The following is a 17,972-nucleotide window of genomic DNA, read 5'->3' as shown; positions in this document are numbered from 1 at the left end:
AAAATGCTAGTTACAAATGCTGTGGCAACTGGAGGATCGCTTCCGCATTGGAGGGGGAAAAACAGCGGTCCGCGGCTTCCAGATAGGGCAGCCAGACGTGGGCGGTATGCTCGCGCGGGCTCAGCATGACTGGCACGTTGCGCGGCACTTGCACGCTGAAGATATGCTCAAGGTTATGCGTGACGCCGGGCGCGTAGCGATGGCGCCAGACCGGGTAGATTTCGTAGATGTTCTGCAGGCCCCAGTCGCGCAGCAGCACGTCCCTGCCGTCGGCAACGATGCCGGTTTCTTCGAATAGTTCACGGGTGGCCGTGGTGAGCAGCGGTTCGTCGACGGCGTCTTTCGAACCGGTGACGGACTGCCAGTAGCCGGGATTGCCGGCGCGTTCGATCAGCAATACGTCGAGGTCGGCAGTGTGGATCACCACCAGGACGGATTCGGGGATTTTATGGGCCATGAAACAAAAAAGGCGGGCTTTGCAGCCCGCCCTTCAACAGCAGATTAACCAGCTACTTTCGGCTCGGCCGAACGCAGGCGGATATGCAGTTCACGCAGCTGCTTCTCGTCGACCGGCGATGGCGCCTGGGTCAGCAAGCACTGGGCGCGCTGGGTTTTCGGGAAGGCGATCACGTCGCGGATCGAATCGGACTTGGTCATCAGGGTCACGATACGATCCAGGCCGAAGGCCAGGCCACCGTGCGGAGGTGCGCCGTACTGCAGCGCGTCCAGCAGGAAGCCGAACTTCTCGCGCGCTTCTTCGGCACCGATCTTCAGTGCGCGGAACACTTTCGACTGCACTTCTTCGCGGTGGATACGGATCGAGCCGCCGCCCAGTTCCCAACCGTTCAGCACCATGTCGTAGGCCTTGGCGATACATGCACCTGGATTGGTTTCCAGCATGTCTTCGTGGCCGTCTTTTGGCGAGGTGAACGGGTGGTGGGTAGCGGTCCAGCGGTCTTCTTCTTCGTCGTACTCGAACATCGGGAAGTCGATCACCCACAGCGGTGCCCACACGTCGTTGAACAGGCCGTTGGCCTTGCCGAACTCGGAATGGCCGATCTTCACGCGCAGCGCGCCGATGGCATCGTTGACCACCTTCGCCTTGTCGGCGCCGAAGAAGATCAGGTCGCCGTCTTGTGCGCCGGTGCGTTCCATGATGGTGTTCAGTACCGCGTCGTCCAGGGACTTGAGCAGCGGCGACTGCAGGCCTTCGCGGCCCTTGGCCTTCTCGTTGACCTTGATGTAAGCCAGGCCCTTGGCGCCGTAGATGGCGACGAACTGGGTGTATGCGTCGATTTCCGAACGCGACATGGAGCCGCCTTTCGGTACGCGCATGCCGACCACGCGGCCGTTGGCCATGTTGGCGGCGCTGGAGAAGATCTTGGACTCGACGTTCTTCATGATGTCGGTCAGTTCGGTGAACGCCATGTTCACGCGCATGTCGGGCTTGTCCGAACCGTACTTGCCCATGGCTTCGGCGAAGTCCATCACCGGGAACGGGTTTGGCAGTTCCACGTCCATGGTGTTCTTGAACACTTTGCGGATCATGGTTTCGAACATGTCGCGGATCTCCTGCTCGCTCAGGAACGAGGTTTCGCAGTCGATCTGGGTGAATTCCGGCTGGCGGTCGGCGCGCAGGTCTTCGTCGCGGAAGCACTTGGTGATCTGGTAGTAACGGTCGAAGTTGGCGACCATCAGCAATTGCTTGAACAGTTGCGGCGATTGCGGCAGCGCGAAGAATTCGTGCGCGTTTACGCGCGACGGCACCAGGTAGTCGCGCGCGCCTTCCGGGGTGGACTTGGTCAGCACCGGGGTTTCGATATCGATGAAGCCCAGGTCGTCCAGGTACTTGCGCACTTCCATCGACACCTTGTAGCGCAGGCGCAGGTTGTTCTGCATCTGGGCGCGGCGCAGGTCCAGCACGCGGTGGGTCAGGCGGGTGGTTTCGGACAGGTTGTCGTCGTCCAGCTGGAACGGCACCGGCACGGAAGCGTTCAGCACTTCCACCTTGGTGGCGATCACTTCGATCTTGCCCGACTTGTGCTTGGCGTTGACGGTTTCGGCCGAACGTTCCTTGACGGTACCGGTGATTTGCAGGCAGTACTCGTTACGCACGGATTCGGCGACTTTGAACATGTCGGCAAAGTCCGGGTCGCAGACCACTTGCACCAGGCCTTCGCGGTCGCGCAGGTCGATGAAGATCAGTTTGCCGTGGTCGCGGCGACGGTGCACCCAGCCGCACAGGCTGACGGTTTGGCCTACGAGGGCTTCGGTTACGAGGCCGCAGTATTCAGTACGCATGGACATATTGATTCTCAGTTTCAGGTTAAGTTTTATTCAGGGACGACAACGCCCATCGAAACGATGTACTTCAGTGCGGCATCGACGCTCATATCGAGCTCGATTACATCTTTTTTCGGCATCATCAAGAAGAAGCCGGAAGTCGGGTTCGGCGTGGTTGGCACGTAGACGCTGAGGTATTCGTCGTTCAGGTGCTTCTGCACTTCCGTGGCCGGTGCGCCGGTCAGGAAGGCGATGGTGCGCGAACCGGCATGCGGATACGGCACCAGCACGGCCTTGCGGAAGGCGTTGCCGGAATCGGAGAACAGCGTATCCGATACCTGCTTCACGCTGCCGTACAGCGAGCTGACCACTGGAATGCGGTGCAGCAGTTTTTCCCATTGCCTGACGACGAAATTGCCGACCAGGTTATTGGTCAGCAGGCCGGTGATGAACACGATCAGCACGGTCAGGATTGTACCCAGGCCCGGGATATCGAAACCGATCAGGGTACGCGGCTGCCAGCGCTCCGGCACGATCAGGAGCGACTGGTCCATGGTGCCGATGATGATGTTGAGCACCCAGGCGGTAATCGCCAGGGGCACCAGGATCAGCAAGCCGGTAATGAAATATTTGCGCATCAGGTTCCTTGTGCGGGGTACATCAGCCCTCGCTGGTGGACTTTGCCGGCGCAGGCGCCGGAGCGGCAGCGGCCGGGGCTTCGGTCTTGGCCGCGCTGGCAACGCCGGTCGCCGGGGCGCTGCCGCCACGGAAATCGGTGACATACCAGCCGGTGCCCTTCAGTTGGAAGCCGGCTGCGGTCAGTTGCTTCTTAAAGGTGGATTTGCCGCAGGAAGGGCAATCGGTGAGCTGCGGATCGGAGATCTTTTGCAACACGTCCTTGGCAAAGCCACATTCCTCGCAGCGGTAAGCGTAGATCGGCATCTATTACTCCGCAAAAAACATCAAAACCCTGAATTATAAAGCTTTTTTCCGGCGCCAGGCCATCCAGCGCTCCTTGCCCTGGAATACTGCGATGGAGTCCCCGACCGGCTGCTCCTGCTCAAGGTCAAAGTGAGCGCTCATTAACTGCAGCAGGCGCTCCCGCTCGGCCCCGAAGGGCGGGCCTTTCGGATTGTTATCGAAGAAGAAGTAGCCTAGCAGGAGGCCGTCTTCGGGCAGCAATTGCGCCCAGCGCTGCACCACGCGCGGCCACATGTCGCGCGGCATGGCGCACAGGAAGGCGCGCTCGTAGATCAGGTCCAGCGGCTGCGCGGGCAGGTAGGCGAAAAAGTCAGCCTCGACAACGCGCGCGCGCCAGGGGCCGACGGCCCGTTGCGCCGCAACAACGGCGGACGGCGAGAAGTCGATGGCGGTGGCGTTCCAGCCGGCTGCGCAGAAGGCCTGCAATTCATAACCGCTGCCGCAGCCGGGAATCAGCGCCGCGCCTGCCGGTGCGCTGGCCAGCCACGCGGCCAGTTGCGCCGGCACCCCACCCCGATCCCACGGCGTGAATGCGCCGTCGAAGCGCTGGTCCCAGAATTCCGGCGTGCGCGGATCGCGGTTAGTAAAGTCGGGCATAAGCCAGGTACGCCACGGTGCCCATCACAAACGACCCGACCAGGAACGCGAAGAATGACAGCAAGCGGTTGGTATGCCGCTGCTCCCTCACCAGGTGGGCCAGCAACAGCTTGGTCTCCACGTCGCGGTCCGCCGCGACGGTAAGTGCCTGGTGCGCCAGGCGTGGCAACTGGGGGAAAATATGCGAATAGCGCGGCGCCTCCGCCTTCAAACGCTCCACCAGGCCGCGCCAGCCGACCTGCTCCGCCATCCAGCGCTCCAGGTATGGCTTGGCCGTCTTCCACAGATCCAGCTCGGGATCGAGCTGCCGGCCCAGGCCTTCGATATTCAGCAGTGTCTTTTGCAGCAGCACCAGTTGCGGCTGCACTTCCACATTGAAACGGCGCGAAGTCTGGAACAGGCGCAGCAGCACCTGGCCAAACGAGATGTCCTTCAGCGGGCGATCGAAGATCGGCTCGCAGCATGCGCGCACCGCCGCCTCCAGCTCATCGATACGGGTTTCCTTCGGCGCCCAGCCCGACTCGATGTGCGCCTCCGCCACCCGCTTGTAATCGCGGCGGAAGAAAGCCAGGAAGTTCTGCGACAGGTAGTCCTTGTCGTAATCGTTCAGCGTGCCGACGATGCCGAAATCCAGCGCGATATAGCGGCCAAACGACTCCGGCTCGATCGACACCAGGATGTTCCCGGGATGCATATCGGCGTGGAAGAAGCCGTCGCGGAACACCTGCGTGAAGAAGATCTCGACGCCGTCCGAGGACAGCTTTTTCAGGTCCACCCCCGCTTCGACCAGGCGGTCGATCTGCGACACCGGAATGCCGTGCATGCGCTCCATGACGATCACATTGCTGGAGCAGTAGTCCCAATACATCTCCGGCACCAGCAACAGCTTGGATTCGGCGAAATTGCGGCGCAGCTGGCTGGCATTGGCCGCCTCGCGCATCAGGTCCAGTTCATCGTGCAGGTATTTGTCGAATTCCTGCACCACTTCCTGGATCTTCAGGCGCTTGGAATCGGCCCACACGCGGTTGATGAAGTTGGCCGCGATATGCATCAGCGCCACGTCTTCATCGATCAGTTTCTTCATGCCCGGGCGCAGCACCTTGACCGCCACCTGGGTGCCGTCCTTCAGCGCGGCAAAGTGCACCTGGGCGATGGAGGCCGACGCCACCGGCACCCGCTCGAAGCGCGCGAACAATTCGTCAGGGTGGGCGCCCAGCGACTCCTCGATCATCATGATCGCCAGGTCGGAATCGAAGGGCGGCACGCGGTCCTGCAGCTTGGACAATTCGGCTACGATATCGAGCGGGAACAGGTCGCTGCGCGTGGACAGCACCTGGCCGAACTTCACGAAGATCGGGCCCAACTCCTCCAGCGCACGGCGCAGGCGCACCGCACGCGGCGTCGACAGGTCGCGCCAGAAGAAAGCGGTATCGAGGAATTTGCTGATGCGTGGCTTGTCGAAGCCGGAAATGGCGATTTCGTCCAGTCCGTAGCGGACGGATACTCGGACGATCTTGAACAGCCGGAGGAATTTGCGAATCATTTAGCCAGTTTTTGTTCGAGTTTTTCCAGCCGCTTGCTGGCACGTTCCACGTCGTCGCGGAAGCGCGTCACATCGGCCGCAAAGCCTTCCGCCACCAGTGGGCGGATCAACAGCGGGTTCTCGTCGAGGAAATACTCCGCGACATTCTCGGCCGCTTTGCGCTGGCCGTTGCGGGCGCCCTGCACCACCGCCTTCGCCCCCTGCACCAGGCGCACGGCGGCAATCGGCCCCAGCAGTTTTTCCAGGTCGTACTCGGCTTCCCAGCGCAACGACTGCGACAGGCGCGAAATGGCGTTGGCGAATTCGGCGTCGCCTTCGATCTGCACGTAAGAGAAGGCGCGCTCGCGGTTTTGCGCGATCAGCGGCAGGTCGCCCAGCTTCAGGCGGATCGTCACCGCCGCTCCGGCCTCGCTGCCCGCCGCCTCCACCATGCCGTCCGGCGCCACGCGCAGGCGCAGCACAGCCGGGCTGGCGTCGATCACGGCAACTTTCCCGGCGTGCAGCTTGAGCTCGGTACGCGCCCAGGGCTCCTGCGCCAGCAGGTGGTTGACGGTGGCTGCCGCCGGCATGCTCAGGCCAGGTAGCTTGGGAGGGAATGGAAACATATTCAGGTCGGTCCAAATAAAACAAAACCGCCCCGGAATACCAGGGCGGTCTCGATCTTACCAGTTACTGCGCGCGGTCACGCAAGCTGCTGGATACCTGCCAGCATCCAGCCGGTTTTGCCGTTATGCGGTTTGCTCATGTTCCATACTTCCTGGAACGGTTCCGGCAGCGCATCGGCAGCAGGTTTCATCTTGCCCCAGAACTTCACGCTGGCCAGGGACTCGTTGCCGTCGTTTTCGATACCCAGCAGTTCAGCCTCGATGGCCACCACGTCGGTGTACTCGGCTTGCGCGCCGCGTTCCTGGATCTGCATGCGCAGCTCGGCAAACACTTCAGGCGTGGTGAAGCTACGGATATCTTCCACGTCCGCCTTGTCCCATGCCGCTTGCAGGCGGATGTAGTTGGACTTGGCCGCGCGCAGGAAGCCGGCGCTGTCGAAATCGGCCGGCACGCCCCAAGGAGCATGCGCCGCCGCTTCCGCCACGGCAGGCGCGGCCAGTGCGGCACCGGCAGCAGGGGCCACCGGCTCGAACGCCGCCGGCTGCATCTGGTGCACGTTGCCGCCGTTGTAGCCACCGCTGAATGCCGGCTGGGCCGCCGGCTGCGATTTACGGCGCAGCATGCGCACGATGAAGAAGATCACGCCTCCGATCAGGGCGATCATCAGGATCGAGCTGATGGCCGACGCCATGGCGCCGCCCAGGCCGAGGTGCGACAGCAGCGCGCCCAGGCCAAGGCCCAGCAGTGCACCGCCGAGGATGCCCTTCCACATGCTTGGTTTGGCGGCCGGTGCCGGCGCCGCAGGGCTCGGTGCGGCGGCAGGACGGTTGGCGGTTGGCGCCGCGCTCGGGGCGCTTGGCGCCGGCGCCGGCGCTGCCTGCTTCGGCATGCTGTTCACGCTCGACGACTGGCGGCCGAAGGACTTGCCGCCGCCCATTGGACGCGCGGACAACTCGCTCATCATGCTCACTGCGGACAGCGCGATCATGGCGCCAGCCAGGAATTTTTTCATTTTCATCGTTGGAGGTCTCACATTTTGATACCAGTGTGTAAAGCGGCCACACCTGCCGTCAGGTTGTAGTACTGCACGCGCTCCAGACCCGCAGCCTGCATCATGGTCTTCAGCGTTTCCTGGTCGGGGTGCATGCGGATCGATTCGGCCAGGTAGCGATAGCTCTCCGAATCGTTGGCCACTTTCTGGCCCATCCACGGCAACACCGTGAAGGAATAGAAATCATACGGTTTTTGCAAGACCGGATCCACTTTCGAGAATTCCAGCACCAGCAATTTGCCGCCCGGCTTCAGCACCCGACGCATTTCGGAAAGTGCAACATCCTTATGCGTCATATTGCGCAGGCCGAACGCCACGCTGACACGGTCGAAGTAATTGTCCGGGAAAGGCAGCTTCTCCGCATCGCAGATCAAGGTGGGGGTCACCAGGCCCTTATTCAAGAGACGATCGCGGCCGACGCGCAGCATCGATTCGTTGATGTCGGTCAGCCAGACTTCCCCGGTCGAACCCGCCGCCTTGGCAAAGGCCTTGGCCAGGTCGCCGGTGCCGCCAGCGATGTCGAGCACCTTCATGCCGGGGCGCACCGCCGCGTTAGCAATGGTGAAAGCCTTCCAGATCCGGTGCAGGCCGCCGGACAGCAGGTCGTTCATGATGTCGTACTTGGCGGCGACGGAATGGAAGACCTTGGCGACTTCCTTGACTTTCTCGTCTTCGTTGACGGTTTTATAACCGAAATGGGTGGTATTGGTCATGTTGGGGGTGCCTTGTAATTGCCGCATTATACATTTGTGGGGTGGCGCACAGATTTTGCGAGTGCTTGTCAACCAGAATGCTCAACGAGTCGTTTTATGGCTCAGACGATTTGTCTTACTAGGAGATTTTCAGATGGAGCTTCAGCAAAAATTGCCCGCGGACATTTTTTTCCCGGATATCGACGAAGCCACCAAGCAGTTCATCGATGCCACCCGCGCCCAATCGCGCGCACTGGCGTCCGCCGAGCCGCACCCGATGACCTTCAACGTTGAGGCCATCCGTCGCCTGACTCCGGAAGCCCGCGCCGCATTCCGCTACATCTGGGAACGCGAGCAGCAGCGCTACGAAGAGTTCCAGCGCCGCAAGATGATGGTCAACTAAGCATTCTTTCAATGGCGGCAACATGCCGCCATGCCCGCGCCACCTCCCACCTTCAGCACGCTAGCCGCCGCCCCCCATCTGCGGCGCCTTGCGCTCGCGGCGACTCAGTGGTGATGGCCGCAGCCGTGGGCTTTCGCGGCGGCGCCGGGCAGCACGGTGCCGGGCTGGCGGCCGGAGTCGCCAGGGAAGCCGGCGGACTCCAGGCGCTTCAGGTAATCGGCCCAATGATGGTCCATGCGGTCGCCCAGGTCGTACAGGTAATCCCAGGTGAACAAGCCGGAGTTGTGGCCATCGTCGAACGTCGGCTTCACGGCATAATTGCCGACCGGTTCGAGATTGGTCATGGCAACCTCGCGCTTGCCGACTTGCAGCACTTCCTGGCCCGGCCCATGGCCCTTCACTTCCGCCGACGGCGAGTACACCCGCAGCAGCTCGAAAGGAATGTTGAAGCTCACCCCATCGTCGAAGGAAATTTCGAGGTAGCGCGATTTGCTGTGGACAGTCAGTCCGGTGGGATTCTTCATTTCAGGTTCTCGATGATTGCCGCCCGCAAGGCCGGCAGCAAAGCTGCGCGCGCCGCGACAGCCGCGTGGTCGTGCTCGCGCTGCTTCGCGCCCCAGGTCGGGTTCGGGAAATGCGCATCGTCAGTGTAGCGCGGGATCACATGCCAGTGCACGTGCGGCGTCATATTGCCGAAGCTGGCGAGATTGACCTTGTGCGGCGACATGGTGGCACGCTGCGCCTCCTCGACCGCCCACACGGCCTGCATCACGTGGGCGCGGTCCGCGGGCGGCAGGTCGGTCATTTCGCGCACGTGGCGGTGCCACACCACGCGCACGTAGCCGGGGTAGCCCGGCTCGTCGACCAGGATCACCGCCAGCCGGTCGTCACGCCACAGCAACACGTCGTCCGGCGGATTGGCCAGCAGCTTGCACAGGTCGCAATTGATCGTCATACCAGCACCCTTTCGATGCCGCCGTCATTGGCACGCGCCACATAATCCACCAGCCAGTTTTCACCCAGCTTGTGCTTGGCGATCTCGATCACAATGTAATCGGCAGTGGTGCCCGAATCGTCGTTGTAGCGGGTCAGGCCCTGCATGCAGGATGGGCAGGAAGTCAGGATCTTGACGTCGCCCTGGAAGCCGTCGGCACGCAGCTTGTCCGCACCCGACACCATCTCCTGCTCCTTGCGAAAGCGGACCTGGGTCGAAATATCGGGACGCGCGGCAGCAAAAGTACCCGACTCGCCGCAGCAGCGGTCATTCTTCTCGATCTTCACGTTATCGACCGTGGACACCAGCGCATTGACCGTCTTCAGCGGATCCTGCTGCTTCATCGGCGTGTGGCAAGGGTCGTGGTACATGTAGCGGGTGCCTTCCACGCCCTCCAGCTTGACGCCCTTCTCCAGCAGGTACTCGTGGATATCCATGATACGGCAGCCCGGGAAGATCTTCTCGAACTCATACGTCGCCAGCTGGTCGTAACAGGTGCCGCAGGACACCACCACGGTCTTGATATCGAGGTAGTTCAGCGTATTGGCCATGCGGTGGAACAACACGCGGTTGTCCGTCATCATCTTCTCGGCCTTGTCGTACTCGCCCGCGCCGCGCTGCGGATAGCCGCAGCACAGGTAGCCCGGCGGCAGCACGGTCTGCACGCCCACCTCCCACAGCATGGCCTGCGTCGCCAGGCCCACCTGCGAGAACAGGCGCTCCGAACCGCAACCCGGGAAGTAGAACACCGCCTCGGTATTGGCGTTGGTCTTCTTTGGATCGCGGATGATCGGGATCATCTTGTTGTCTTCGATGTCCAGCAATGCACGCGCAGTCTTCTTCGGCAGATTGCCCGGCATCTTCTTGTTCACGAAGTGGATCACCTGCTCGCGCACGGCCGGCTTGCCGACGGTCGGCGGCGGTGCCTTGGCCTGCTTGCGCGCCACGGCCTTGAACACCTCGTGCCCCAGGCGCTGCGCCTTGTAGCCCCAGCCGATCATCGTTTGGCGGGTGGCATTGATGGTGGCAGGGTCGGATGCGTTCAGGAAGAACATCGCCGCACGCTTGCCGGGATTGAAGGAGCGCTTGTCCATCTTGCGCAGCAGGTTGCGCATATTCATCGACACGTCGCCGAAGTCGATATTCACCGGGCACGGGGTGGCGCACTTGTGGCACACGGTGCAGTGGTCGCTGACGTCTTCGAACTCTTCCCAGTGACGGATCGAGATGCCGCGGCGGGTCTGCTCTTCGTACAGGAAGGCTTCGATCAGCGCCGAGGTGGCGAGGATCTTGTCGCGCGGCGAGTACAGCAGGTTGGCGCGCGGCACGTGGGTCGAGCATACCGGCTTGCACTTGCCGCAGCGCAGGCAGTCCTTGACGCTGTTGGCGATCTCGCCGATATCGCTTTGCTGCATGATCAGCGACTCGTGCCCCATCAGGCCGAAGGACGGCGTGTAGGCGTTCAGCAGCGTCGCTTCCATGCCCGGCAGGTTGAGCAGCTTGCCCTTGTTGAAGCGGCCTTCAGGGTCGACGCGTTTCTTGTACTCGCGGAATTCGCCGATCTCGTCTTCGGTCAGGAATTCCAGCTTGGTGATGCCGATGCCGTGCTCGCCCGAGATCACGCCGTTCAGCGACCTGGCCAGCTTCATGATGCGCGCCACAGCCTTGTGCGCATCCTGCAGCATTTCGTAGTGGTCGGAGTTGACCGGCAGGTTGGTGTGCACATTGCCGTCGCCCGCGTGCATGTGCAGCGCCACGAAAACGCGGCCATGCAGCACGCGCTTGTGGATCGCCTGCGCTTCGTCGAGGATCTGCTTGTAGGCGCCGCCATTGAAGATCTGGCGCAACTGCGCGCGGATCTCCTGCTTCCAGCTGATGCGCACAGTGCGGTCCTGCGCCACGTCGAACAGGGTCGCTTGCGGCTGGTGCTGCAGGCGGTCGTCCAGCGCGCCGGCCAGGTGCTCCAGCCCCAGCGCCAACAGGTTGCCGCGCACATCGGCCAGCGGCTTGTCCAGGTTGGCGAGGGTGAAGCTCCAACGTGCATGCACCTGGTCCACCAGCGCCAGCGCCAGCGCCTGGCGGTCGCCCAGCATTTCGTCGTAGCCGACCTTGTCGTCGGAGGCGTCGTCGCTCTTGCCGATCGGGAGCTTGTCGGCGCTGAGGAATTCGCGCAGTTCCTGCGCCAGTTGCAGCTTGTTCTTGATCGACAGTTCGATGTTGATGCGCTCGATGCCGTCGGTGTATTCGCCCATGCGGTTCAGCGGAATCACCACGTCTTCATTGATCTTGAAAGCGTTGGTGTGCTTCGCAATCGCCGCGGTGCGGGCGCGGTCCAGCCAGAATTTCTTGCGCGCTTCCGGGCTCACCGCCACAAAGCCTTCGCCCACGCGGGTGTTCGCCAGGCGCACCACTTCGGATGCAGCCAGCGCCACGGCGCCTTCATCGTCACCGACGATGTCGCCGAACAGCGCCATCTTCGGCAGCACGCCGCGCTTGGACTTGGTGGCGTAGCCGACCGCGCGCAGGTAGCGCTCGTCCAGGTGTTCCAGGCCTGCCAGGCGGATGGTCTTGAATTGTTCGCCTTGCGCCGGCAAGCCGTCCAGGTAATCCTTGATTTCAACGATCGACGGGATCGCGTCACGTGCCTGGCCGAAGAACTCCAGGCAGACGGTGCGCGTGAACTTCGGCATCTTGTGCAGGATCCAGCGCGCCGACGTGATCAGGCCATCGGTACCCTCTTTCTGCACGCCAGGCAGGCCGGCCAGGAATTTATCGGTGACGTCCTTGCCCAGGCCTTCCTTGCGGAACTTGCGGCCTTCGATTTCCAGGATCTCGGTCCTGAACGGCTCGCCTTTCGACTCGCCCCGGCCGTTCGGGTGCGTCCATTCCAGCTTGAAGCGCGCCAGCGGCGTGTCGTGGATCTTGGACAGGTTGTGGTCCAGGCGCGTGACTTCCAGCCAGTCGCCGTTCGGATCCACCATGCGCCATGACGCCAGGTTGTCCAGCGCGGTGCCCCACAGCACGGCCTTCTTGCCGCCCGCGTTCATCGCAATATTGCCGCCGATGCAGGACGCGTGGGCCGACGTCGGGTCGACCGCGAACACGAATCCGGCCTTCTCGGCCGCTTCGCTGACCTTGTTGGTGATGACGCCCGCTTCCGAATGGACGGTCGCGTATTCGCGCTCCAGGCCCGGCAGCACTTTCATTTCGACGGCACCGAGCTTGAGCAGCTTTTCGGTGTTGATGACGGCCGACAGCGGCGTCAGCGGAATCGCGCCGCCGGTGTAGCCGGTGCCGCCGCCACGCGGGATGATGGTCAGGCCGAGTTCGATACAGCCTTTTACCAGGCCGGCCATTTCGTCTTCGCTGTCCGGGGTCAGCACCACGAACGGATACTCGACGCGCCAGTCGGTGGCATCGGTCACGTGAGTGATGCGCTTCATGCCGTCGAAGCAGATATTGTGCTTCTCGGTGTATTTACCCAGTACCTTCTGCGTGCGCTTGCGCAGGTCGTACATCTGGCGGAATTCTTCGCCGAAGTCGGCCACCGCCTTGCTTGCTGCGCGCAGCAGCTTCTCCACATTGCCGCTGCGCTTCTGCGAGTCGGCATCGGCAGCCGCGTCGACGGTGTTGCGGCGCTTGTCCACTTCCGCCAGCCGGTGATGCAGCGCGTCAATCAGGGCCTGGCGGCGCTTCGGGTTATCCAGCAGGTCGTCCTGCAAATAAGGGTTGCGGCGCACCACCCAGATATCGCCCAGCACTTCGTACAGCATGCGTGCGGAACGGCCGGTTTGGCGAGAAGCCCGCAGTTCGTCCAACAACGCCCAGGACTCTTCGCCCAGAAGGCGGATCACAATTTCGCGATCGGAGAAGGAGGTGTAGTTGTACGGAATTTCCCGCAAGCGGGTAGGGGCGTGACCGTCGGGCGATTCGGCAAGCAGTGCCTGGATTTGAGCTGGTGCGTTCATATTGCGTGGACGAGGGGCTGACGCTGGGACAGAACATTCTATCTTATTGCGGCGCACAAGATGGAAACAGCCTTAGAGGCCAACGGGGTTCCGTTAACGTCAACCAGCGGAATATTGTATTGTTTTGCACGACAACATCCGCCATTCATTCGCAGCAAAGGCCCTCTTCCGTGCTGAAATTTTGCATCCATGCTGCTATGCGGAATGTTTATCCGCCCAACGCGTTGGCCAATGAGCGCCAGAAGCCATCCGGCACATACAACAACAGGGAAGTCATGGTCAGGTAGCGCGCCAGTTTACCGATCGCCATGTACATGACCGACGGCCAGAACGGCAGCTTGAGCCAGCCACCCAGCGTGCACAGGGGATCGCCGATGCCCGGCACCCAGGACAGCAGCATGGTCTTGGCCCCATGGTGCGCAAGCCAGCCGAACCAGCGGCTCGAACGTTCCTTGGCGAAGGCTTTCTTGGCGTAATAACCGATCCAGTAATCAACGATCCCGCCCAGCGTGTTGCCCAGCGTGGCGACCGCAATGGCCGGCCAGAACAATTCAGGGTTGGCTTTACAGACGGCAAAGACGGCAGGCTCCGAGCCCAGGGGTACCAGTGTGGCAGAGACGAAACTGATGATAAAGACCGACGTCAGCCCCACTTCTGGCGCCGCAATAAGGTCCAGCAGCCAGCGAATAGCGTTTTCAATCATGGGTCAATTATAATCATCCGTACCAAGCTCAAAGCACGTTAGACATCCTGCCTCCCGCATACCCGCACGGCAGGCGTGCACCTCCTTCGGTTACCCGCCGTTGTCAGTCTTTGCACCACACCTTTACTCTTGCAAATCATGACTATCGACTACCTGAAGAAAATCCTGACCTCCCGCGTCTATGACGTGGCCCATGAAACCCCGCTCGAACTGGCCCCGATTCTCTCGCAACGAATCGGCAACCAAATTTACTTCAAGCGCGAGGACATGCAGGACGTCTTTAGCTTCAAGGTACGCGGCGCTTACAACAAGATGGCGAATCTGAGCGACGCGCAATTGAAGCGCGGCGTCATTTGCGCCTCGGCCGGCAACCATGCGCAGGGCGTGGCCCTGTCCGCAGCCAAACTCGGTTGCCGCGCCCTGATCGTCATGCCTGCCACCACCCCGCTCCTGAAAGTTGAATCCGTGCGTCGCCGCGGCGGCGCCAGCGTGGAAGTGGTGCTGCATGGCGAGTCCTATACGGACGCCTACAATCACGCCCTGCAACTTGAAAAAGAGCAGAAGCTGACGTTCGTGCATCCGTTCGACGATCCGGAAGTGATCGCCGGCCAAGGCACGATTGCCATGGAAATCCTGCGCCAGCATTCCGGCCCGATCCACGCGATCTTCGTGCCGATCGGCGGCGGCGGCCTGATTGCCGGCGTCGCTGCCTATGTGAAGCAGCTGCGACCGGATATCAAGGTCATCGGTGTGCAAACCATGGATTCGGATGCGATGGGCCGCTCCATCAAGGCGGGCGAACGCGTGACCTTGTCCGATGTCGGCCTGTTCGCCGACGGTACCGCGGTACGCCTGGTGGGCGAAGAGACCTTCCGCCTCGCGCAGCAGTTTGTCGATGAAGTGATCGTGGTCGATACCGATGCGATCTGCGCGGCGATCAAGGACGTGTTCACCGATACGCGCTCGATCCTGGAGCCTTCCGGCGCGCTGGCGGTTGCCGGCGCCAAGGCTTATGTCGAACGCGCCGAGATGGGCAAGTACCCGGTGCGCGACGAAGCGCTGGTCACCATCTGCAGCGGCGCCAATATGAACTTCGACCGCCTGCGCTTTGTCGCGGAACGCGCGGAGCTGGGCGAATCGCGTGAAGCGGTATTCGCAGTGACGATGCCGGAACAACGCGGCTCATTCAAGCGCTTCTGCAGCCTGGTGGGCCCGCGCAATGTGACGGAGTTCAACTACCGTATCAGCGACCAGGAACAGGCGCACGTATTTGTCGGCGTGCAGATCGCCGATCGCAGCGAGTCTTCGTTGATCGCGCGGCGCTTTGAAGAGAACAACTTCAAGACGCTGGACTTGACGCACGATGAACTGGCCAAGTCGCACTTGCGCCACCTGGTTGGCGGCAAGAGCGTGCTGGCGAAGGATGAGTTGCTGTACCGCTTTGAATTCCCGGAGCGCCCTGGTGCACTGATGCGCTTCCTGGATTCGATGGCGCCGGAGTGGAATATCTCCTTGTGCCATTACCGCTCGCAGGGCGGTGATGTGGGGCGCATCCTGATCGGCTTGCAGGTGCCGGCACAGGATATGGATAAGTTTGCGCAGTTCCTGGCCACCTTGGGCTATCGCTATTGGGATGAGTCGCAGAATCCGGTGTACAAGCTGTTCCTCTGAAACCGTTAAACCAGTCCAGTGTCTGGCTCACAGGGCCAGGCACTGTCTGCGGGTCGGACCCCGAATTAGCGGTTTCAGGTAAACTGGCAGACTGTCCCGCAAAACGAAGTCCGCCCATGTCCAACCTTCCAGAACAATCCCCCCTCGGCAAAACCTCCGCTTACCGCACCGACTACGCGCCGGAACTGCTGTTCCCGATCCCGCGCCAGGCCAAGCGCGACGAGTTGGGCCTGAAAGGCACCCTGCCCTTTTTCGGCGTGGATATCTGGAACGGCTACGAGCTGTCCTGGCTGAACATGCGCGGCAAACCGCAAGTGGCGCTAGCCCGCTTCACCATCCCGGCCGATTCGCCCAACTTGATCGAATCTAAATCTTTCAAGCTTTACCTCAATTCCTTCAACCAGACCAAACTGGCCGGCCCTGACGCGCTGAAAATCCTGCTGCAGCAAGACCTGTCCGCCGCCGCCGGCGCGAGCGTGCACGTCACCCTGACCATGCAGGAAGACTTCGAAAAACTGGAAATGGGCGAGTTGGAAGGGCAGCTGCTGGACCGCCTCGACATCGACGTCGACAACTACTCCCCGCAGCCGGAAACCCTGAAGGCGAACTTCGACGAATTGCCGGTGGAGGAAACCCTGGTGTCCCACTTGCTGAAATCGAACTGCCTGGTGACCGGCCAGCCCGACTGGGGAACCGTGCAGATCAGCTACTACGGCCCGCAGATCGACCAGGAAAGCCTGCTCAAATACCTGATCGGTTTCCGCGAACATAATGAGTTCCACGAGCAATGCGTGGAACGCATCTTTAGCGACATCATGCGCCAGTGCAAGCCGCAACATTTGACGGTGTATGCGCGGTATACCCGTCGAGGCGGCCTTGATATCAACCCCTGGCGCACCAACTTTAGTAGTGCCCAGCGGCCGTCCAATGCGCGCAACGCCCGCCAGTAGCAGACTTTTCCGCGTGGAAACATTGCGTGAATTTCGAGTTACACGGCTGAGAAACAAGCCTATAATGCGCTCGCAAAGCACATAAATGTCGCGTCATGAATAACCTGAGCAAAATCCTTTCGCTAGAGAACGTCCAGCTTGACCTGGAAGTCTCCAGCAAAAAGCGCGCCTTCGAGCAAGCCGGCCTGATCTTTGAGAACAACTGCGGCATCGCTCGCTCCACCGTATCGGACAACCTGTTCGCGCGTGAACGGCTGGGCTCCACGGGCCTCGGTCACGGCGTCGCTGTACCGCACGGGCGCATCAAGGGTTCCAAGAGCCTGAAGGCGCCCTTGGCCGCCTTCGTCCGCCTGGCCGAACCGATTCCATTCGAGTCGCCCGACGGCAAGCCCGTCAACCTGCTGTTCTTCCTGCTCATTCCTGACCACGTGACGCAGCAGCACCTCGAAATCCTGTCCGAGATCGCGGAAATGTTCTCGGACGACGCCTTCCGCCAGGCCCTGACGGAAGACCCGGACCCGAAATCGGTCTACAGCCGCATCGTCAACTGGCAGCCTAGCCTGCAGGCGGCGGGTTGAACATGCTGCAAACGCCGCTGACGATCCAGAGACTGTACGACGACAATCGCGAAACCCTGCAACTGGGATGGTTCGCCGGCTTTCCCGGCGGCGAGCGCCTGATCTCCGGCGACGTCGCTTCGGCGGCCGACCAGGTTGGCCACTTGAATACGATTCACCCTGGACGTATCCAGGTGTTCGGCCACCAGGAAATCAATTACTACCAGCGCCTCAAATCGCTGACGCGCGCCCACGTGATCGGTGAACTGATCGCGGGCGGCCCGCCGGCGCTGATCATTGCGCAGGGCCTGGAGACGCCGCCGGACATCCTGGCGATCTGCGATGAAAAGAATATCCCGCTGTTCTCCACGCCGCTGCCGGCCGCACAGGTGATCGACTTCCTGCGCGTCTACCTGTCGAAGAAGCTGGCGCAACGCATCATCATGCACGGCGTGTTCATGGACGTGCTGGGCGTGGGCGTGCTGATTACCGGCGACTCCGGCCTCGGCAAATCCGAGCTGGGCCTTGAATTGATTTCACGCTCGCACGGCCTGGTGGCCGACGATGCGGTGGAGTTCGCGCGCATCGCGCCGAACATGATCGAAGGCCGCTGTCCGCCGCTGCTGCAAAACCTGTTGGAAGTGCGCGGCCTGGGCCTGCTCGACATCAAGGCGATCTTCGGCGAGACCGCCGTGCGCCGCAAGATGCGCCTGAAGCTGATCGTGCACCTGGTGCGCCGCTCTGCGCTGGAAGAGGAAGTGGAACGCCTGCCGTTCCAATTCCCGACCGAAGACGTGCTGGGGCTTCCGGTACGCAAGGTCGTGATCCCCGTTGCAGCCGGCCGCAATATCGCGGTTCTGCTGGAAGCTGCGGTGCGTAACACCATCCTGCAATTGCGCGGCATCGACACGCTGCAGGAATTCATGGAGCGCCAACGCCAGGCTATGTCAGGCGACTGATACGGACTAATGGT

At 61.6% G+C, this 17,972-nt stretch carries 18 protein-coding genes; 5 read left to right on the top strand and 13 right to left on the bottom strand.

Going from position 1 to position 17,972, the window contains the following annotated elements:
• Positions 1 to 10 precede the first annotated feature (10 nt).
• From nudB to ubiE, 9 genes are all read right to left on the bottom strand, one after another.
• Positions 11 to 457, bottom strand: a complete 447-nt coding sequence (gene nudB, locus BM269_RS15120; protein ID WP_090438176.1) for a dihydroneopterin triphosphate diphosphatase — start codon at positions 455 to 457, stop codon at positions 11 to 13.
• Positions 458 to 501: 44 nt separating this feature from the next.
• Positions 502 to 2,307 carry an aspartate--tRNA ligase gene (gene aspS, locus BM269_RS15115; protein WP_170860385.1) on the bottom strand — a complete coding sequence of 602 codons (1,806 nt, stop codon included), beginning with the start codon at positions 2,305 to 2,307 and terminating at the stop codon, positions 502 to 504.
• Positions 2,308 to 2,333: 26 nt separating this feature from the next.
• A complete protein-coding gene (locus BM269_RS15110) occupies positions 2,334 to 2,921 on the bottom strand; it encodes a DUF502 domain-containing protein (protein WP_090438174.1) in 588 nt (195 codons plus the stop codon).
• A 22-nt stretch (positions 2,922 to 2,943) separates the two neighbouring features.
• Positions 2,944 to 3,225 carry an FmdB family zinc ribbon protein gene (locus BM269_RS15105; RefSeq protein WP_090438171.1) on the bottom strand — a complete coding sequence of 94 codons (282 nt, stop codon included), beginning with the start codon at positions 3,223 to 3,225 and terminating at the stop codon, positions 2,944 to 2,946.
• Positions 3,226 to 3,258: 33 nt separating this feature from the next.
• Positions 3,259 to 3,861 (bottom strand): methyltransferase domain-containing protein, encoded by a 603-nt coding sequence (locus BM269_RS15100; RefSeq protein WP_090438168.1) that lies wholly within the window; start codon positions 3,859 to 3,861, stop codon positions 3,259 to 3,261.
• Positions 3,845 to 5,404 carry a ubiquinone biosynthesis regulatory protein kinase UbiB gene (gene ubiB / locus BM269_RS15095; protein ID WP_090438165.1) on the bottom strand — a complete coding sequence of 520 codons (1,560 nt, stop codon included), beginning with the start codon at positions 5,402 to 5,404 and terminating at the stop codon, positions 3,845 to 3,847. Before ubiB ends, BM269_RS15100 begins: the two co-directional genes overlap by 17 nt.
• On the bottom strand, positions 5,401 to 6,009 hold the full coding sequence (locus tag BM269_RS15090; RefSeq protein ID WP_229204661.1) for a ubiquinone biosynthesis accessory factor UbiJ: 609 nt from the start codon (positions 6,007 to 6,009) through the stop codon (positions 5,401 to 5,403). The genes ubiB and BM269_RS15090 overlap by 4 nt, the downstream gene beginning before the upstream one ends.
• Before the next feature lie 77 nt (positions 6,010 to 6,086).
• The gene (locus tag BM269_RS15085; protein ID WP_373994394.1) at positions 6,087 to 7,022 is read right to left on the bottom strand and encodes a Tim44 domain-containing protein; all 936 of its coding nucleotides are present in this window, start codon (positions 7,020 to 7,022) and stop codon (positions 6,087 to 6,089) included.
• A gap of 17 nt (positions 7,023 to 7,039) precedes the next feature.
• Positions 7,040 to 7,774: a bifunctional demethylmenaquinone methyltransferase/2-methoxy-6-polyprenyl-1,4-benzoquinol methylase UbiE gene (ubiE, locus tag BM269_RS15080; protein WP_090438156.1), complete on the bottom strand. Its 735-nt coding sequence runs from the start codon at positions 7,772 to 7,774 to the stop codon at positions 7,040 to 7,042.
• A gap of 133 nt (positions 7,775 to 7,907) precedes the next feature.
• Between ubiE and BM269_RS15075 the strand changes: the two genes are divergently transcribed.
• Positions 7,908 to 8,156 (top strand): hypothetical protein, encoded by a 249-nt coding sequence (locus BM269_RS15075; protein ID WP_028101568.1) that lies wholly within the window; start codon positions 7,908 to 7,910, stop codon positions 8,154 to 8,156.
• A gap of 104 nt (positions 8,157 to 8,260) precedes the next feature.
• Here the strand turns inward: BM269_RS15075 and BM269_RS15070 are convergent, their stop codons facing one another.
• From BM269_RS15070 to BM269_RS15055, 4 genes are all read right to left on the bottom strand, one after another.
• Positions 8,261 to 8,680 carry a gamma-butyrobetaine hydroxylase family protein gene (locus tag BM269_RS15070; protein ID WP_090438153.1) on the bottom strand — a complete coding sequence of 140 codons (420 nt, stop codon included), beginning with the start codon at positions 8,678 to 8,680 and terminating at the stop codon, positions 8,261 to 8,263.
• A complete protein-coding gene (locus BM269_RS15065) occupies positions 8,677 to 9,111 on the bottom strand; it encodes an HIT family protein (RefSeq protein WP_090438150.1) in 435 nt (144 codons plus the stop codon). Before BM269_RS15065 ends, BM269_RS15070 begins: the two co-directional genes overlap by 4 nt.
• Positions 9,108 to 13,118 (bottom strand): DUF3683 domain-containing protein, encoded by a 4,011-nt coding sequence (locus BM269_RS15060; protein ID WP_090438147.1) that lies wholly within the window; start codon positions 13,116 to 13,118, stop codon positions 9,108 to 9,110. The genes BM269_RS15065 and BM269_RS15060 overlap by 4 nt, the downstream gene beginning before the upstream one ends.
• A gap of 208 nt (positions 13,119 to 13,326) precedes the next feature.
• Positions 13,327 to 13,821: a YqaA family protein gene (locus BM269_RS15055; RefSeq protein WP_090438144.1), complete on the bottom strand. Its 495-nt coding sequence runs from the start codon at positions 13,819 to 13,821 to the stop codon at positions 13,327 to 13,329.
• A 138-nt stretch (positions 13,822 to 13,959) separates the two neighbouring features.
• Between BM269_RS15055 and ilvA the strand changes: the two genes are divergently transcribed.
• The 4 genes from ilvA (at position 13,960) to hprK (ending at position 17,958) form a co-directional block, all read left to right on the top strand.
• The gene (gene ilvA, locus BM269_RS15050) at positions 13,960 to 15,492 is read left to right on the top strand and encodes a threonine ammonia-lyase, biosynthetic (protein ID WP_090438141.1); all 1,533 of its coding nucleotides are present in this window, start codon (positions 13,960 to 13,962) and stop codon (positions 15,490 to 15,492) included.
• Between the two features lie 116 nt (positions 15,493 to 15,608).
• The gene (gene queF / locus BM269_RS15045) at positions 15,609 to 16,442 is read left to right on the top strand and encodes an NADPH-dependent 7-cyano-7-deazaguanine reductase QueF (RefSeq protein ID WP_090438139.1); all 834 of its coding nucleotides are present in this window, start codon (positions 15,609 to 15,611) and stop codon (positions 16,440 to 16,442) included.
• Positions 16,443 to 16,537: 95 nt separating this feature from the next.
• Positions 16,538 to 17,020, top strand: a complete 483-nt coding sequence (locus BM269_RS15040; protein WP_028101575.1) for a PTS sugar transporter subunit IIA — start codon at positions 16,538 to 16,540, stop codon at positions 17,018 to 17,020.
• 2 nt (positions 17,021 to 17,022) lie between these two features.
• Complete coding sequence (hprK, locus tag BM269_RS15035) at positions 17,023 to 17,958, top strand: HPr(Ser) kinase/phosphatase (RefSeq protein ID WP_090438136.1); 936 nt, start codon at positions 17,023 to 17,025, stop codon at positions 17,956 to 17,958.
• The last annotated feature ends 14 nt before the right edge of the window (positions 17,959 to 17,972 follow it).

The sequence above is a fragment of the Duganella sp. CF458 genome (genome assembly GCF_900113115.1).
In the GTDB taxonomy this organism is placed as follows: Bacteria; Pseudomonadota; Gammaproteobacteria; order Burkholderiales; family Burkholderiaceae_D; genus Rugamonas.
Note: the sequence above shows the minus strand (reverse complement) of the source record. Positions and strands in the feature narration are given on the sequence as shown.

Bases quoted from the DNA above. Each gene is read 5' to 3' on its own strand.
- BM269_RS15085 (WP_373994394.1), bottom strand. From the start codon at position 7,022: ATGAAAAAATTCCTGGCTGGCGCCATGATCGCGCTGTCCGCAGTGAGC.
- BM269_RS15075 (WP_028101568.1), top strand. From the start codon at position 7,908: ATGGAGCTTCAGCAAAAATTGCCCGCGGACATTTTTTTCCCGGATATC.
- BM269_RS15100 (WP_090438168.1), bottom strand. From the start codon at position 3,861: ATGCCCGACTTTACTAACCGCGATCCGCGCACGCCGGAATTCTGGGAC.
- BM269_RS15090 (WP_229204661.1), bottom strand. From the start codon at position 6,009: ATGTTTCCATTCCCTCCCAAGCTACCTGGCCTGAGCATGCCGGCGGCA.
- BM269_RS15040 (WP_028101575.1), top strand. From the start codon at position 16,538: ATGAATAACCTGAGCAAAATCCTTTCGCTAGAGAACGTCCAGCTTGAC.
- queF (WP_090438139.1), top strand. From the start codon at position 15,609: ATGTCCAACCTTCCAGAACAATCCCCCCTCGGCAAAACCTCCGCTTAC.
- ubiE (WP_090438156.1), bottom strand. From the start codon at position 7,774: ATGACCAATACCACCCATTTCGGTTATAAAACCGTCAACGAAGACGAG.
- BM269_RS15055 (WP_090438144.1), bottom strand. From the start codon at position 13,821: ATGATTGAAAACGCTATTCGCTGGCTGCTGGACCTTATTGCGGCGCCA.
- aspS (WP_170860385.1), bottom strand. From the start codon at position 2,307: ATGTCCATGCGTACTGAATACTGCGGCCTCGTAACCGAAGCCCTCGTA.
- nudB (WP_090438176.1), bottom strand. From the start codon at position 457: ATGGCCCATAAAATCCCCGAATCCGTCCTGGTGGTGATCCACACTGCC.
- ilvA (WP_090438141.1), top strand. From the start codon at position 13,960: ATGACTATCGACTACCTGAAGAAAATCCTGACCTCCCGCGTCTATGAC.
- BM269_RS15060 (WP_090438147.1), bottom strand. From the start codon at position 13,118: ATGAACGCACCAGCTCAAATCCAGGCACTGCTTGCCGAATCGCCCGAC.
- BM269_RS15105 (WP_090438171.1), bottom strand. From the start codon at position 3,225: ATGCCGATCTACGCTTACCGCTGCGAGGAATGTGGCTTTGCCAAGGAC.
- BM269_RS15070 (WP_090438153.1), bottom strand. From the start codon at position 8,680: ATGAAGAATCCCACCGGACTGACTGTCCACAGCAAATCGCGCTACCTC.
- hprK (WP_090438136.1), top strand. From the start codon at position 17,023: ATGCTGCAAACGCCGCTGACGATCCAGAGACTGTACGACGACAATCGC.
- ubiB (WP_090438165.1), bottom strand. From the start codon at position 5,404: ATGATTCGCAAATTCCTCCGGCTGTTCAAGATCGTCCGAGTATCCGTC.
- BM269_RS15110 (WP_090438174.1), bottom strand. From the start codon at position 2,921: ATGCGCAAATATTTCATTACCGGCTTGCTGATCCTGGTGCCCCTGGCG.
- BM269_RS15065 (WP_090438150.1), bottom strand. From the start codon at position 9,111: ATGACGATCAATTGCGACCTGTGCAAGCTGCTGGCCAATCCGCCGGAC.